This window comes from Xenorhabdus sp. KK7.4 (assembly GCF_963876465.1).
Lineage (GTDB): Bacteria > Pseudomonadota > Gammaproteobacteria > Enterobacterales > Enterobacteriaceae > Xenorhabdus > Xenorhabdus stockiae.
Window position 1 is genome coordinate 43797 of the sequence record NZ_CAWNQF010000065.1, and the last position, 16564, is coordinate 60360.

The following is a 16564-nucleotide window of genomic DNA, read 5'->3' on the forward strand; positions in this document are numbered from 1 at the left end:
TAAATAAGAGAATTATGACAGATGGATAAATTTCAAGTGAAAGGGCCGACCTGCTTGTCAGGCGAGGTCACTATTTCCGGGGCAAAAAATGCCGCATTACCAATCCTGTTCGCAGCGTTGCTGGCGGAAGAGCCAGTTGAATTACAAAATGTTCCTGAATTAAAAGACATTGATACCACAATCAAGCTATTGAATCGTCTGGGAACGAAAGTGGAACGCAAGAATGGTTCTGTCTTTGTTGATGCCAGCGCTGTTAATGAATACTGTGCTCCTTATGAGCTGGTCAAAACCATGCGTGCTTCTATCTGGGCACTGGGGCCATTAGTCGCCCGTTTTGGTCAGGGACAGGTTTCTTTACCCGGCGGCTGTGCCATTGGTGCCCGTCCAGTTGATCTCCATATTACCGGGCTGGAACAACTTGGTGCAAAAATAGTGTTGGATGAGGGCTATGTTAAGGCATCCGTAGATGGTCGTTTAAAAGGTGCCAGCATCGTCATGGATAAAGTCAGTGTTGGTGCAACGGTCACTATCATGGCGGCTGCAACACTGGCGGAAGGCAAAACCATTATTGAGAATGCAGCCCGCGAGCCTGAAATCGAAGATACAGCTAACTTCCTGAATACGTTGGGTGCAAAAATTACGGGTGCAGGAACAGATCGTATCGTGATTGAAGGTGTAGAGCGTTTGGGCGGAGGTGTTTATCGTGTCTTGCCTGACCGTATTGAAACCGGCACTTTCCTTATTGCAGCGGCTGTTTCACGCGGGAAGATTGTCTGCCGTCAGGCCAAGCCTGATACACTGGATGCCGTGCTGGCTAAATTGCGTGAAGCGGGTGCAGATATTCAGGTAGGCGATGACTGGATTAGCCTTGATATGCATGGTAAGCGGCCAAAAGCGGTAACATTCCGTACAGCTCCGCATCCGGGTTTTCCTACAGATATGCAGGCACAGTTCAGCTTACTGAATATTGTTGCTGAAGGTGCGGGCATGATCACCGAAACTATTTTTGAAAACCGTTTTATGCATATTCCTGAATTAATTCGCATGGGGGCACACGCAGAGATTGAAAGTAACTCTGTACTCTGCCACGGTGTTGAGAAATTATCAGGTGCTCAGGTCATGGCAACAGATCTGCGTGCTTCTGCGAGTCTGGTAATTGCTGGCTGCATTGCCGAAGGAACGACAACCGTCGATCGCATTTATCATATTGACCGGGGCTATGAGCATATCGAAGATAAGCTGCGTGGTCTGGGAGCCAATATCGAACGTATTAAGTAAATATATCTTTCGTCTTACAATTTAGCGGTACTCATTCCCCCCGGTCACATAGCTATAAATATAGTGTTATCTATGTTTCCGGGGATTTATCTTCGTGCGCTGTAGCGCTCCTTTTAAAAATCCATTCCTTCTTTGACTTCCATTTCCTAATTGATTTCAGTATTCATCAAATTCTTCAATCATAACGTTGAAGGTAAGCGTTTGACCATCACGTAAGACAGTAACAGGAACGACTTTTCCGGGCCGGATTTCTGCAACCTGATCCATTATTTCGGCAGGTGAGAGCGCCGGTTTGTGATTAAGGCTGATGATAATATCGCCCACTTGTATTCCGGCTTTTTTGGCTGGGCTTCCCGGTAAAAGCTGAAAAACCCGCACTCCCTGAATCTGATGGATTTGGGTATCTGACGAGCGGATATTAGGCAGCTCTTTTGTTGAAATGCCGATATATCCTCTGATAACCCGACCATCACGGATCAGTTTCTGCATAATTTTTGTTGCCAGCGCGGTGGGAATGGCAAATCCCAGCCCTTCAGGCGTAGAGCCGAATTCGGACTTATCAAATGACAGTGTATTAATGCCGACCAATTCGCCTAATGTATTAACCAGTGCTCCGCCGGAGCTGCCCTGATTGATTGAAGCATCTGTTTGCAGGAAATTCTGGCGTCGTGTCGGACTCAGCCCGACACGTCCGGTCGCACTGATAATACCTTGAGTAATTGTTTGCCCTAAGTTATAAGGATTGCCGATTGCCAGCACGATATCCCCGACATGAGGTGCTCTTTTGAGATTAATAGGGATAACCGGCAGATTTTCAGCCTTTATTTTGAGTACTGCCAAATCTGTCGGGCCATCAGAGCCGACTAGTAAAGCTTCGTAGAAACGCCCGTCCTGCAATGCAACAATAATAGAGCCTACTTTGTTGATAACATGCTTATTGGTGAGTATATAGCCCTGTTCACTCATTATGACGCCGGAACCCAATGGAAGGAGTTCCCGGGGTTCATGGGAGAAACTCCCTATACTGGTGCTATATATATTCACAACCGCAGGTGCCGCCCGACGCACACCCTGACTGTAACTGGATGGTTTTTCTGTGTTATCGCTGTACAGGAGATTATTTAACTTATTGGGACGTAGTGAGGGTATGGCAACCAGTAAAATTGCTGCAATAAGTAATCCCGCCAATATGGAGCGCAGTAATTTAATCAACATAACATTGTTCAGTAATCAATAAGTTAAAAAAGCATAGCACAGAAGCAAGCAGACACAGCCTGTGCTGTGTCTGCTTAATGTACTGCAATCAGAAAAATAATGGCATACCGATTAATTGTTCAATAACAGGTAAATATTGTCACCACCACGCAGGATATTCAGTGCAATAACGGATGGTTTTCCTTCAAGTACCTTTTGTAGCTCATTGATATTCTTGACCCGAACATTATTCGCCCCGATGATCAAATCATTCTTTTGCAAACCGACCATTGCGGCTGGAGAATTTTTGGCGACGCCGTCAACTTTCACGCCGGGAGTATTGTTCACAATGCCAGTACTGAGATTCGCACCCTGTAGCGCAATGCTTAATTTTTCAGCTTTGGTAGATGGAGATTCGCTATTTTCCAGAACAACAGATACCTCCATAGGCTTCCCTTTACGCAGCAGGCCTACTTTGATTTCTTTGCCCGGTGCAGTCGTACCAATTTTTGCTCTTAGCTCAGCAAAGCTATTAATTTTCTTACCATCAATGGAGGTCAGTACATCTCCGGGTTTAATACCAGCCTTAGCCGCAGCAGATTTAGGAACTACTTCACTGACAAAAGCACCCTGTTGAGCATCAACATTCAGTGCTTTGGCGATATCCGCTGACATTTCAGTACCCTTGATACCAAGCAGGCCGCGTTTTACTTCGCCGTGAGCTATTAACTGGTCTGCCAGATTTCTGGCCATGTTACTTGGGATCGCAAAACCAATACCCACGTTGCCGCCACTAGGTGCAACAATCGCGGTATTAATACCGATCAACTCCCCTTTGAGGTTGATCAGGGCACCACCAGAGTTACCCCGGTTAATTGAGGCATCTGTCTGGATAAAGTTTTCCAGACCTTCCAGATTCAGGCCGCTACGGCCAAGGGCCGAAATGATCCCTGAAGTCACTGTTTGCCCCAGCCCGAATGGGTTACCGATAGCAACAGCATAATCACCGACGCGAAGCTGATCGGAATTAGCAAATTTAATTGCTGTCAGGTTCTTGGCATCTTTAAGCTGCAAAAGTGCGATATCAGTCTGCGGATCACGCCCGATGAGTTTAGCGGAGTATTCACGCCCGTCATTGAGCTGGACTTTAATTTTATCCGCGTTATTGATGACGTGATTGTTAGTCAGTACATATCCTTTATCGGCATTAATAATGACACCAGAACCTAACCCCTGAAATGGGCGGCTTCTTTGTTGTTCCACTGGTGGAAAACCCGGCCCAAAGAAGAACTGGAAATCCTCTGGCAGCTGGAGTTGTTGGGTTTGAACTTCAGTGCCGGCAACATGAACGGTGACAACGGAAGGAAGGACTTTTTCTAACATTGGAGCAAGGCTCGGTAATTCCTGAGAGGCCATAGCAGCGGGTAAAGCCGCATTACTTACCATTGGTACCGAAGCTAAAGATAAACCAATACTGATCGCTAATGCGCTGAGCAATGTGTTTTTACTTTTCATTGAATGCGTTCTCTTACTTACCTAAGCCAGAAAAGGAAGATCGTACTTAAAGCCCCGAACCCACAAGGGAATTTCGTTTTTCTGAGAAACTACACTCATCGGAACAGGTTTCAAGCATAATTGTTTCGTTGCAGTTATGACTACCAAGTATTCAGCAAAGTTCACTAATAATGTCGTTTTGTCGAATGTCTTTACAGGGATTTACCTGAAAAAACATTTAAATACAGTGAGATAAAAAACATTGCCGTGGGCATAAATTATGGCCACGGCGAGAATAATTACTGTTTTTGTTCCTGAACGGGACGCAATAGCCCGGATGAACCTTCAGAATAGTCTCTTGGAGGCACATCTGTGACAATCTGGTTGGTATCGTTCTTAGATTCGTTAAGACGATAATTAAAGGGATTTTCCTGCATTGGCATATCTGGCATTAATTCATTGGAACTTTTAGCCATATGTTGATACAGCTGGCGATAATCCCGGGCCATATTATCCAGCAACTCAGCGCTGCGGGCAAAATGGCTGACCAGCTCTTTGCGATATTCTTCAAGCTCTGCCCGGTTTTTCTCCAGCTCAGCCTGTGCCGCATTTTGCTGGCGCAGTTTTCGGCTGCCAAAGCGGACAACCAATGCTCCGATGATAAAACCAACAATTAATCCTATCAGTGCGTATTCCCAAGTCATGGCAACTCCTTTCTTAACATCATAGCTACCACTATAACCGCTAATTCAGTCAGAGTGGAATATTGATTATTATTTAATTAATTTATATATCACCCGAGGTGTTAATTTTATACAAATTTGTCATGATAGGCTGTGAGTTAGACCCAATGTATATACTCAATTGAAATCTATTAAGTATATATGGTGGGGATAAAAATTTTTAAGGATTACTATATTAATGTCACCGATTACACCTACGTCTCTTTACCAGACCGCACTGTCTGAAGGGCAGTATCAACCTGATGAAGTGCAGCGTAATACTGTCGCCCGTCTGGATATGATTTACCATGAGTTTGTACAGAACTCAGCCAAAAATGCGGCGCATTCAGATGGCTCAGGCGGATTAAAAAGTTTGTGGAATAAACTATTAGGGCGTTCATTAAAGGACAATATCCGTCCCGTGCAGGGGCTGTATATGTGGGGTGGTGTAGGGCGGGGGAAAACATGGCTTATGGATATGTTTTTCCAGAGTTTACCGACTGAAAGGAAGCTACGCCTGCATTTCCACCGTTTTATGCTGCGGGTACACGAAGAATTAACTGAATTGCAGGGGCATGAAAATCCACTGGAGATTGTGGCTGATGGTTTCAAGGCACAGACTGATATTCTCTGCTTTGATGAATTTTTTGTTTCTGATATTACGGATGCCATGATCCTCGGCACGTTACTGGAGGCACTGTTCAGGCGCGGAATCGCTTTAGTGGCGACATCAAATATTCCACCGGATCAACTCTACCGTAATGGCTTGCAGCGAGCCCGCTTCCTGCCTGCGATTGAACAGATCAAAAAATATTGTGATGTCATGAATGTGGATGCGGGCATCGATTACCGGCTGAGAACGCTGACTCAGGCTCATATTTATCTGACACCGTTATCGGCAGAGAGCCGGCAGGAGATGCATCAGGTTTTCCTGCGTCTGGCCGGGCGGGAAGGGGAGCCGGCTCCGGTACTGGAAATTAATCATCGTGATATGCCGGCGATAAACAGTGTTGATGGTGTGCTGGCAATTGACTTTAAAACGTTGTGTGAAGATCCCCGTAGCCAGCGGGACTATATTGCGTTGTCTAAGATTTATCATACCGTTTTGCTGCATGATGTGCCGATCATGACCAAACTGGATGAAAGCGCTGGACGACGGTTTATTGCACTGGTTGATGAATTCTATGAGCGTCATGTGAAACTCATCATCAATGCCGAAGCCCCGATGGAAGGGATTTATCAGGGTGAATTGCTCCGTTTTGAGTATCAGCGTTGCTTGTCCCGTTTACAGGAGATGCAGAGTGAAGAATATTTACAGCGCCCGCATTTACCCTGATATCGATATCCTTCGTCTTTCAAGTTGCCTCTTTGTTGGCTGCGCTCGCTCACCCCAGTCACATAGTTATCTATGCTCCCGGGGATGAACTCCCTTGCCGCCGCGATGCAACTCGAAATCCATTGGATATATACCCTTCGTCTTTCGATCTGCCTCTTTGTTGGTTGTCAGGTAGACAGCATAGAGTCAACAGATTAGATAATTATTGAATTTGGGGTCGATTTTTTATAACGACTTCTCTATAATCTTGCGACCCCACGTTACAGCAAGATTTTTTATTTCCCAAAAAACTTGCATTAGTGCCGGCATAGGCTATTCGAAGGGGTAGGTTTGCTGGACATGAGTCGTGTGAACCTCAACAAAGTTTCTGAACCTCGAGTGTTCACCAACGTGTAACTTATAATTGGGTAAGCTTTAATGAAAACTTTTACAGCTAAACCAGAAACCGTAAAACGCGACTGGTATGTTGTTGACGCAGATGGCAAAACTCTTGGCCGTCTTGCAACTGAAATAGCTCGCCGCCTGCGCGGTAAGCACAAGGCGGAATATACTCCGCACGTTGATACTGGTGATTACATCATTATTGTTAACGCAGAGAAAGTTGCTGTAACTGGCAACAAACGTGCTGACAAAATTTATTATCACCACACTGGCCACATCGGTGGTATCAAGCAAGCGACCTTTGAAGAGATGATTGCCCGCCGTCCTGAGCGTGTCATTGAAATCGCGGTTAAAGGCATGCTGCCAAAAGGGCCTCTGGGTCGTGCAATGTACCGTAAAATGAAAGTTTACGCGGGCAGCGAGCACAACCACGCGGCACAGCAACCACAAGTTCTGGACATTTAATCGGGATTATAGGCAATGGCTGAAAATCAATACTACGGCACTGGTCGCCGCAAAAGCTCATCCGCTCGTGTCTTCATTAAGCCAGGTAGCGGTAACATCGTAATCAACCAACGCAGCCTCGAAGTTTACTTCGGTCGTGAAACTGCGCGCATGGTTGTTCGTCAGCCACTTGAGCTGGTTGACATGCTGGGCAAACTGGATCTGTACATCACTGTTAAAGGTGGTGGTATCTCTGGTCAGGCAGGCGCAATCCGTCACGGTATCACCCGTGCACTGATGGCTTATGACGAGACTCTGCGTTCTGATCTTCGCAAAGCTGGCTTCGTTACTCGCGATGCTCGTGAAGTTGAACGTAAAAAAGTGGGTCTGCGCAAAGCACGTCGTCGTCCACAGTTCTCCAAGCGTTAATTTTTTGTCACTACGGTGGCATTGGATTAATGTTGAAACCCGCCATGTTTATGGCGGGTTTTTTATTGCGGAGTTTTATTTCCTTAGTGAATACGCTTTTTTTGCAGAAAAAAAGAGCATATTGCAGAGATAATTCCCTGAACTCCGATATATCATCATTAATTCTCAATCTACTTCCCCACAAAATGTTCAAAATCTGGTAGACTAGTGACAATTTTTTGCCTTATCCATGCGTTTGCCTGACTTGTCTTAATAATCCTCGGATAATAAGTGCGAAACCGGATGAGAATATGAGCGAGAATAGCCATTGTTCATTGAAGGGCTGTTCGTTCCTTTTTTTAGATAAACTTGGAGGTTTTCATGGCTGTCGCTGCCAACAAACGTTCGGTAATGACTCTGTTTTCCGGCCCGACCGACATTTTTAGCCATCAAGTGCGAATTGTACTGGCGGAAAAAGGGGTCAGCGTTGAGATAGAACACGTTGAAGCAGGCAATTTGCCTCAGGATCTGATTGATCTGAACCCTTATCAAACGGTTCCTACCCTCGTAGATCGTGAGCTGACTCTTTATGATTCTCGCATCATAATGGAATATCTGGATGAGCGTTTCCCGCATCCACCGCTCATGCCTGTATACCCTGTTGCACGTGGCTCCAGTCGTCTGATGATGCACCGAATTGAAAAAGACTGGTATTCCCTGATGTATAAAATTCAGGAAGGAAGTGCTCAGGAAGCCAATGCTGCGCGGAAACGCCTTGCTGAAGAATTGCTGGCAATCGCACCGATTTTCAGAGAAATGCCTTTCTTTATGAGTGATGAGTTCAGTCTGGTTGACTGCTATCTTTCTCCGTTGTTATGGCGTTTGCCTGTGCTGGGCGTTGAGCTGTCTGGCCCGGGAGCCAAAGATCTTCAGGTTTATATGCAGCGTGTATTTGAGCGTGACGCATTTCTGGCTTCATTGACAGAAGCAGAGCGTGAAATACGTTTACAGTCACGGGGTTAATGTATGGATATGACTCAAATGTCTCCCCGCCGCCCTTATTTACTGCGGGCACACTATGAGTGGCTGCTGGATAATGATTTGACTCCGCATATCGTTGTGGATGTGACTCAATATGGTGTCAACGTCCCGATGGAATATGCGCAGAATGGGCAGATAATCCTGAATATTGCTCCACGGGCGGTTGGTAATCTGGAATTGGCTGATGACGAAGTTCGTTTTAATGCCCGTTTTGGTGGTGTCGCGCGTCAGGTATCTGTTCCTATGTCTGCTGTCATTGCGGTTTATGCCCGTGAAAACGGTGCAGGGATGATGTTTGAGCCAGAAATCGCCTATGAAACAGACTCCGAGTTGGAGATTTCAGAGTCTCCGGTAGCCGATAATCTGGTATTGATTCGTGATATGAAAACATCTCATGATGATAACCCGCCGGATGATGAACCACCTCAGCCTCCAAAAGGTCGTCCGACGTTACGTGTTGTAAAATAAAGCGTTATAAACGTAATACGAAAAAATAGAGGAGAAATTATCTCCTCTATTTTTTATAAAAATGCAGCATAAGATTTATTTAACGCGAACTGACACAATTCTATATTTTCTTCATCTTTTCTACTTGCTGATGTTTTGGCTTTCTTTAAACTTACAGTTACATTCCGAACAAATTTTTCTTTGCTTTGTGTTCCTATTAGCGTTGATGGAATATTGCAGATGTTATTGGTTGACGATGGCTGATATTTATCTGCCATTGCTAAAACTTCAATCGGATTATTAATTAGAGCAAAGGATAATGAATTAAAGATTTGGTTGGAAAAATCGTGGTGGATGTTAGGAACTAATTGAAAAGCGACTTCTAACCACTCAGTCTCTCCGGTAGTAATAAAGTCAGCTATTTCTTCTCTTTTTCTTCTCTCACCTATCTCAGCAACAACAGAATTTACACCCCTCTCCTTCACCTGTTGAATAATTTCTTTTGGTGTAGATAAACCGGCGACAGAAGGTGAACTAATCAAGAATATGAAAGAGAGCAGGGATATTTTAGTTAGTAAACGCATTTATCTCTCCCAATTATTATATCCATAGTTTTCAATTTACGGCTTTGTTTGCTGCACGTTGAAATCCACAGGGTATATCATGTAATGAATTTTTAATTGGTTATTATTTAATGTTGTTATATGTATTTTACTTAAAAGTATGAGGGTCAAATCTGTAATTTACGCATGAAATATTATCTTATTTCACTCATACCCTATTTTCTGAAATCTTTCTTTAAGAAAAATCTTTATATGTTGAGTTGGAAATTAACTTTTAAAGACGTGGGAAATTATTTGAAGATATTTTTCTTTCTAAAACAGGAGAATAATTAGGATTGAAACTAAACTCAGCTTCAATCACTTTTATAAAGAGGGGGAGAGAAAAATGGACTAACCAATTGGGAGTATATTAAAAATATCTTGGGTATACTTGGTTCAACTTCAATATACACCTTTCTATATTTTCTTTATCTTTTCTTTTTGCGGATTTTTCAGCGTTCTTTAAACTTGCAACTATGCCTTTGATAAGTTTATGCTTGTTTTTCTCTGCTATAACTGTCAATGAAAGATCACAGATGCTATTTGTTAAGTTAGGTCTGTGTTTGTTGGCCTGAGCTAATACTTCAGCTGGATTGTTGAGCAGAGCAAGTGCCAGGGAGTCAAATATCTGATTGGAGAATTCCCGATGGGTATTGGGAGTCAACCGAAAAGCAACTTCTAACCATTCAGGATCTCCGGTAGCAATAAGTTTAGCAATTTCATTTCTTTTATTTCTTTCACCTATTTCAGCAACAGTGGAATTGACTCCCCTTTCGGTAATTTGCTGAATTATCTCCTTTGGCGTGGATAAACCGGCGATAGAAGGAAAACTAATCAAGAGTACGAAAGAAAACAGGGATGTTTTAGTTAATAAATGCATTTATTTCTCTCTGTTATTATAGCTTCCGGATTTCAATCGAGCGCCTTACCTTCTGCACCCAGAAATCCTGTTCAATTAATTATTATGTAATCGGCTTGAGATGACAGATGTTAAATCTGTTGTTTTTGTAATTGGCGGAATTTTATTTCATGGGTACGCTGTATTCCTGATGTTTTTTTTAGGAAGAATATTTATTTGGTAATTTTCAGGATATTAAATTTAAATATTTGCTTTTGGGATATAGGAATAATCGCATAATGTAAAAAAACATAATCATTATGGTAGTAAAAAGATAATGATGCGAGTATCGATTATTTGGTAGGAGTTTCTCCGGCCAAAAGACCGGAGAAGAGTTCGGGAGAAAATGAAATTAGACTTCAAGGTAGTCGAGAATACCAGAGGCCGCTTTTCTGCCTTCAGCAATGGCAGTAACAACTAAATCTGAGCCTCGAACAGCATCCCCGCCCGCGAAGATTTTAGGGTTACTGGTCTGGAAGGGTAAGATACTGGATTCGGGAGCGATAATACGCCCTTGTCTGTCAAGATTGATCTGATGGTCATCCAGCCATGTCATGGAATGTGGTTTGAAACCAAATGCCATAATTACAGCATCGGCGTTAATGACAAACTCAGAATCGGGGATAAGTTCCGCCTGACGACGTCCTTTTTCATCCATTTCGCCTAATTGCGTCTGAGCCATTCTGACCCCGCAAACATGTCCGTTATGATTGATTTCAACGCTGATAGGCTGAAGGTTGAACTGGAAATTGACGCCTTCTTCCCGGGCGTTCTTCACTTCCCGGCGGGAGCCCGGCATATTCTCTTCATCCCGTCGGTAGGCGCAAATCACATGACTTGCTCCCTGACGAACCGCAGTACGTACGCAATCCATCGCAGTATCACCACCACCTAAAACCAGAACTTGCTTACCTTTCATATCAATATAGGGCTGTTCTGGTGATTCTTCATAGCCCATTAACTGGCGAGTGTTGGCAATGAGAAAGGGCAGGGAATCGTATACTCCGCTGGCATTTTCATTCTCCAGACCGGCATGAATAGACTGATAAGTCCCGACTCCCAAAAAAACGGCATCAAATTGCTTTGTGAGATCAGCAAGAGCAACATCTTTACCTATCTCCGTGTTTAAGCGAAACTCGATACCCATTCCGGCGAAAATTTCACGGCGACGGCTCATCACTTCTTTTTCCAGTTTGAATGCCGGGATCCCAAACGTGAGTAAACCGCCAATTTCAGGATGACGATCATAAACGACAGCCTGTACCCCATTGCGGGCCAGTACATCAGCACAGGCCAGTCCGGCAGGGCCTGCTCCAATGATAGCCACCCGTTTACCTGTCGGGATCACCTGTGACATATCAGGTGTCCAGCCCATTGCAATGGCGGTGTCATTGATATAGCGCTCAATATTGCCGATGGTCACAGCGCCAAAATCGTCATTCAGCGTACAGGCACCTTCACACAGACGATCCTGCGGACAAACCCGCCCACAGACTTCTGGCAGGCTGTTGGTCTGATGAGATAGCTCCGCGGCTTCAATAATGCGTCCTTCATTGGCTAATTTCAGCCAGTTCGGAATATAGTTATGTACCGGGCATTTCCACTCACAGTAAGGATTACCGCAGTCAAGGCATCGATCTGCCTGAGCTTCTACCTGAATTTCAGAGAAAGGTTCATAAATCTCCACAAATTCTATTTTGCGGACTTTCAGCGCTTTTTTCGGAGGATCGACACGCTGTAGATCGATAAACTGATAAACATTCTGACTCATTCCTGACTCCTACTGTGCCTGAACCCGTAATTCTGCGCTGGAACGGCTACGATGCCCCAGCAGCGCGCTGACATCACTGGATTTAGGCTTAACCAGTGCGAATTTATTGACCCACTGTGACCAGTTTTCCAGAATGCTTTCACCATGTGGGGAGCTGGTCAGGCGAACGTGTTCAGTGATTAATCCGCGCAGATGTTCTTTATGAATGGCAAGGGTATCGATTGAGAGCACTTCGACTAATTCTGGATTAACCCGTTTGCGGAAGTCATCGGATTCATCGAGAACATAAGCGAATCCTCCGGTCATGCCTGCGCCGAAGTTGACGCCAGTATCACCCAGCACGCAGACTATCCCGCCGGTCATATATTCACAGCCATTATCGCCGATACCTTCAACCACAGTGATGGAGCCTGAATTTCTTACGGCAAAGCGCTCACCGGCCCGACCCGCTGCAAAGAGTTTTCCGCCGGTTGCCCCATAAAGGCAAGTATTGCCAATAATAGTCGCTTCATTACTTTTGAATGCTGAACCAACCGGAGGCAGGATAACAATTCTTCCACCAGCCATACCCTTGCCGACGTAATCATTGGCATCGCCGGTGAGTGTCAGTTCAACCCCACCAGCATTCCAGACGCCAAAACTTTGCCCGGCTGTTCCTGAAAAATGCAGTTTTATGGGATTGCCCGCCAGCCCCTGATCACCGTGCATGGTTGCTATGATGCCGGATAATGCTGCACCGACAGAACGGTCCGTATTCTGGATATCGAAATAGAATGACTTACTCTGTGATTTTTCTACGTAAGGCAGGGCTTGTTTGACAATCGTTTTATTCAGAATTCCCGGATCAAAAGAGGGATTATCTTCTGTACAGTGTTGCTCCTTGCCTTCGTGGGGCTGTACTGTTTCCAGCAGAGGCGTAAGATTGAGTTTACTTTGTTTGGCAGAGATACCTTCCAGTATTTCAAGTAAGTCTGTGCGGCCAATTAGATCTGTTAGCTTCCGGACTCCCAGTTGCGCCAGAATTTCACGCGTTTCCTGCGCAATAAAGTGGAAGTAATTAATCACTCGTTCCGGTAGCCCGTGATAATGGGACTGGCGCAGTTTCTCATCCTGTGTTGCCACTCCGGTAGCACAATTATTGAGGTGGCAGATCCTAAGATATTTACAGCCGAGGGCGACCATCGGCCCTGTGCCAAAGCCAAAACTTTCCGCACCTAAAATGGCAGCCTTAATAATATCGACACCGGTTTTTAACCCGCCATCAACCTGAAGACGGATTTTATGGCGCAAGCCATTTGCAACCAGAGCCTGCTGGGTTTCTACCAGACCAAGTTCCCAGGGACAGCCGGCATATTTAACTGAGGAGAGAGGACTTGCACCTGTTCCGCCGTCGTAACCGGCGATAGTGATAAGATCCGCATAGGCTTTTGCTACTCCGGTGGCAATCGTTCCCACTCCCGGTTCAGAAACCAGCTTGACGGAAATCAGTGCATTGGGGTTGATTTGTTTCAGGTCAAAAATTAACTGAGCTAAATCTTCGATAGAATAAATATCATGATGCGGCGGTGGTGAAATAAGTGTCACACCGGGGATTGAGTAGCGTAGTCTGGCTATATAAGGCGTGACTTTATCTCCCGGTAATTGCCCGCCTTCTCCGGGTTTTGCTCCCTGAGCAATTTTAATCTGAATCACATCGGCACTACTTAGGTAAGCCGGTGTAACACCAAAGCGTCCGGAGGCAACTTGCTTAATGCGGGAGACTTTTTTCGTGCCATAACGGGCAGGATCTTCTCCGCCTTCCCCTGAATTGGAGTAACCACCCAGTGTATTCATTGCTTCAGCCAGCGCCTCATGAGCCTCGGGACTCAGAGCGCCAATTGACATTGCGGCGGTATCAAAACGTTTAAACAGTTCTTCTGCAGGCTCGACGTCTTCAATGGGAACGGGTTCACCTTTTGGTGAGATAGCCAGTAAATCGCGCAGTGTCGTTACCGGGCGTCCATTAACGAGTTGTGAATATTTTTGGTAGTCGCTGTAATTACCGCTGTGAACAGCCGCCTGCAACGTACTAACAACATCAGGGTTATACGCGTGATATTCTCCGTCGTGGACATATTTCAGCAACCCTCCCTGCTCGATAGTATGGCGGTGCAACCAGGCCCGTTTGGAGAGATTATGCAGATCCTGCTCAAAATCACTGAAATCAGCCCCTTCAATACGACTGACAACACCATTGAAGCAAATATCTGTGACTTCGGAATGCAAACCGACGGCTTCAAACAATTTAGAGCAACGATAGGAGGATATTGTGGAAATCCCCATTTTGGACATGATTTTATATAGCCCTTTATTGATGCCATTACGATAATTCAGCATTACGCGGGCGTATGGGGTCGTGAGCGTGCCGTCATCGATCATTTTGCCTAAGGATTCGTAGGCCAGATAAGGGTAAACAGCGGTAGCCCCAAATCCAAGCAGTACGGCAAAGTGGTGAGGATCGCGGGCACTGGCCGTTTCGACTATCAGGTTGGCATCGCAACGCAGGCTTTTTTCCACCAGACAATGCTGGATGGCCCCAACAGCCATGGGGGCAGGGATCGGTAATTTTTCAGGAGAAATATGGCGGTCAGACAACACCAGCAAGACGGCACCATCACGGACAAGTTTTTCGGCTTGTTCGCACAGGGCTGAGACGGCATTTTTGAGATTGCTCTCCTGTGGATTAAAGGTTAAATCCAGTGTTTCTGCCCGGTAATAAGATTCCTGTTGCTTTGTCAGTTGCACGAAATCAGGGTAAAGCAGTACCGGTGACTCGAAACTCAGGCGGTGAGCCTGACCTTCAGCTTCACAAAAGACATTCATTTCCCTGCCGATACGAGTGGAGAGCGACATGACATGGGCTTCACGTAGCGGATCAATCGGAGGGTTGGTTACCTGAGCAAACTGCTGGCGGAAATAGTCATAGATAATACGCGGGCGGCTGGAAAGGACGGCAAATGGCGTGTCATCGCCCATTGATCCGGTTGCCTCCTGACCATTCTCACCGAGTACGCGGATAATCTGATCCAGCTCTTCATTACTGTAAGCAAACTGTTTGTGATAGGTTGCCAGCATACGATCATCCAAATCTCGTTTGCCAACCTGTGCTTCCGGTAATTTTTCGAATGGTGTCAGGTGTCTGACATTTTTTTCCAGCCACTCTTTATAAGGATGACGGTTTTTTAAATCGTTATCTGTTTCCGTAGAGTGCAGAATCCGGCCTTTTCGGGTGTCGATCACCATTAATTCGCCCGGCCCGACCCGCCCTTTCTCTACGACTTCATCGGGCTGATAATCCCATATTCCCACTTCTGAAGCACAGGTAATCAGTTTATCCTTGGTAATCACATAACGGGCCGGACGTAAACCGTTGCGGTCAAGGTTACAAGCTGCATAACGCCCGTCAGAAATAACAATACCGGCAGGGCCATCCCACGGCTCCATATGCATGGAATTAAAATCAAAAAAGGCGCGCAGATCATCATCCATATCTGGGTTGTTCTGCCATGCTGGCGGGACAAGTAAACGCATTGCGCGGATTAAATCCATCCCTCCGTTGAGAAACAGCTCCAGCATGTTATCCAGTGAGCTGGAATCGGAGCCGGTTTCATTGACAAAAGGAGCCGCCGTTTGTAAATCCGGGATCAAAGGAGTGCGAAACTTATAAGCTCTTGCTCTTGCCCATTCACGGTTTCCGGTGATCGTATTGATTTCTCCATTGTGAGCCAGATAACGGAACGGCTGAGCCAGTGACCAGCGGGGAACGGTGTTGGTTGAAAACCGCTGGTGGAACAGGCAGATCGCAGATTCCATCCGCAAATCGGCTAAGTCCGGATAGAAGCGTGGTAAATCAGCCGCCATACATAGCCCTTTATAAATAGTGACTACATTGGAAAGGCTGCAAACATAAAAATCTTTATCAGTAATACGTTTTTCCACGCGCCGCCGGACAATGAACAGCCTGCGCTCTAAATCCTGTGATCGCCATCCGGCTGGAGCGTTGACAAAGATCTGTTCAATACGGGGAAGGCTCGACAGGGCGATACTACCCAAAATATCCTGATTGGTGGGGACTTCCCGCCATCCAGCGATAGACAGGGTTTCATGTTCTAACTCCTGCTCAATAATATTGCGGCATGCCTGAGCGATTTGGCTATCCTGACTTAAAAACAGCATACCGACGGCGTAGTTTTTTGCCAGTCGCCACGATTGTTCATTCGCGAGCATCTGGAAAAAACGGTCGGGTTTTTGCATTAATAAACCACAGCCGTCGCCGGTTTTCCCGTCTGCCAGAATTGCTCCCCGATGTTGCATTCTGGCTAATGCGTGTATCGCTGTACGCACCACTTTATGGCTTGGTTCCCCTTCAATATGTGCGATTAGCCCAAAGCCACAGTTATCTTTTTCCTGTAATTTGTCATACAACATGGTAAATCCCTCAAGTTCTGTCCGACTCTCACATCAATTACGTGATGATATAAATCATTATTTTTACAGGCGTCTGAATTG

The 16564-nt window shown here is 45.5% G+C and carries 13 protein-coding genes; 6 read left to right on the forward strand and 7 right to left on the reverse strand.

Going from position 1 to position 16564, the window contains the following annotated elements:
- The first annotated feature begins 21 nt into the window (after positions 1–21).
- Positions 22–1278, forward strand: coding sequence for a UDP-N-acetylglucosamine 1-carboxyvinyltransferase (gene murA, locus AACS90_RS07230; protein ID WP_099122305.1), 1257 nt, complete (start codon positions 22–24; stop codon positions 1276–1278).
- A 156-nt stretch (positions 1279–1434) separates the two neighbouring features.
- Here murA and degS read toward each other — a convergent pair whose 3' ends face one another.
- The 3 genes from degS to zapG form a co-directional block, all read right to left on the reverse strand.
- Entirely contained in the window at positions 1435–2493 is a 1059-nt protein-coding gene (gene degS, locus AACS90_RS07235) for an outer membrane-stress sensor serine endopeptidase DegS (RefSeq protein WP_099109656.1), read from the reverse strand.
- Positions 2494–2604: 111 nt separating this feature from the next.
- Positions 2605–3987 (reverse strand): serine endoprotease DegQ, encoded by a 1383-nt coding sequence (degQ, locus tag AACS90_RS07240; RefSeq protein WP_099122306.1) that lies wholly within the window; start codon positions 3985–3987, stop codon positions 2605–2607.
- 278 nt (positions 3988–4265) lie between these two features.
- Positions 4266–4670, reverse strand: coding sequence for a Z-ring associated protein ZapG (gene zapG, locus AACS90_RS07245; protein WP_099122307.1), 405 nt, complete (start codon positions 4668–4670; stop codon positions 4266–4268).
- Positions 4671–4887: 217 nt separating this feature from the next.
- On the opposite strand from zapG, the gene zapE reads away from it, so the two are divergent.
- The 5 genes from zapE (at position 4888) to sspB (ending at position 8766) form a co-directional block, all read left to right on the forward strand.
- On the forward strand, positions 4888–6024 hold the full coding sequence (gene zapE / locus AACS90_RS07250) for a cell division protein ZapE (RefSeq protein ID WP_099122308.1): 1137 nt from the start codon (positions 4888–4890) through the stop codon (positions 6022–6024).
- A gap of 417 nt (positions 6025–6441) precedes the next feature.
- On the forward strand, positions 6442–6870 hold the full coding sequence (gene rplM, locus AACS90_RS07255) for a 50S ribosomal protein L13 (protein WP_086954482.1): 429 nt from the start codon (positions 6442–6444) through the stop codon (positions 6868–6870).
- A 15-nt stretch (positions 6871–6885) separates the two neighbouring features.
- Positions 6886–7278: a 30S ribosomal protein S9 gene (gene rpsI, locus AACS90_RS07260; RefSeq protein WP_012990148.1), complete on the forward strand. Its 393-nt coding sequence runs from the start codon at positions 6886–6888 to the stop codon at positions 7276–7278.
- 360 nt (positions 7279–7638) lie between these two features.
- Positions 7639–8280, forward strand: a complete 642-nt coding sequence (sspA, locus tag AACS90_RS07265; RefSeq protein WP_086954480.1) for a stringent starvation protein SspA — start codon at positions 7639–7641, stop codon at positions 8278–8280.
- Positions 8281–8283: 3 nt separating this feature from the next.
- Positions 8284–8766, forward strand: a complete 483-nt coding sequence (gene sspB, locus AACS90_RS07270; RefSeq protein WP_099122309.1) for a ClpXP protease specificity-enhancing factor — start codon at positions 8284–8286, stop codon at positions 8764–8766.
- Positions 8767–8819: 53 nt separating this feature from the next.
- On the opposite strand, the gene AACS90_RS07275 is transcribed toward sspB, so the two are convergent.
- The 4 genes from AACS90_RS07275 to gltB form a co-directional block, all read right to left on the reverse strand.
- Positions 8820–9329, reverse strand: a complete 510-nt coding sequence (locus tag AACS90_RS07275; RefSeq protein ID WP_241538259.1) for a hypothetical protein — start codon at positions 9327–9329, stop codon at positions 8820–8822.
- Between the two features lie 388 nt (positions 9330–9717).
- Positions 9718–10227 (reverse strand): hypothetical protein, encoded by a 510-nt coding sequence (locus AACS90_RS07280; RefSeq protein WP_099122310.1) that lies wholly within the window; start codon positions 10225–10227, stop codon positions 9718–9720.
- A 370-nt stretch (positions 10228–10597) separates the two neighbouring features.
- Positions 10598–12016, reverse strand: a complete 1419-nt coding sequence (locus AACS90_RS07285) for a glutamate synthase small subunit (protein WP_099122311.1) — start codon at positions 12014–12016, stop codon at positions 10598–10600.
- Positions 12017–12025: 9 nt separating this feature from the next.
- Positions 12026–16483: a glutamate synthase large subunit gene (gene gltB, locus AACS90_RS07290; protein ID WP_099122312.1), complete on the reverse strand. Its 4458-nt coding sequence runs from the start codon at positions 16481–16483 to the stop codon at positions 12026–12028.
- Between the last annotated feature and the right edge of the window lie 81 nt (positions 16484–16564).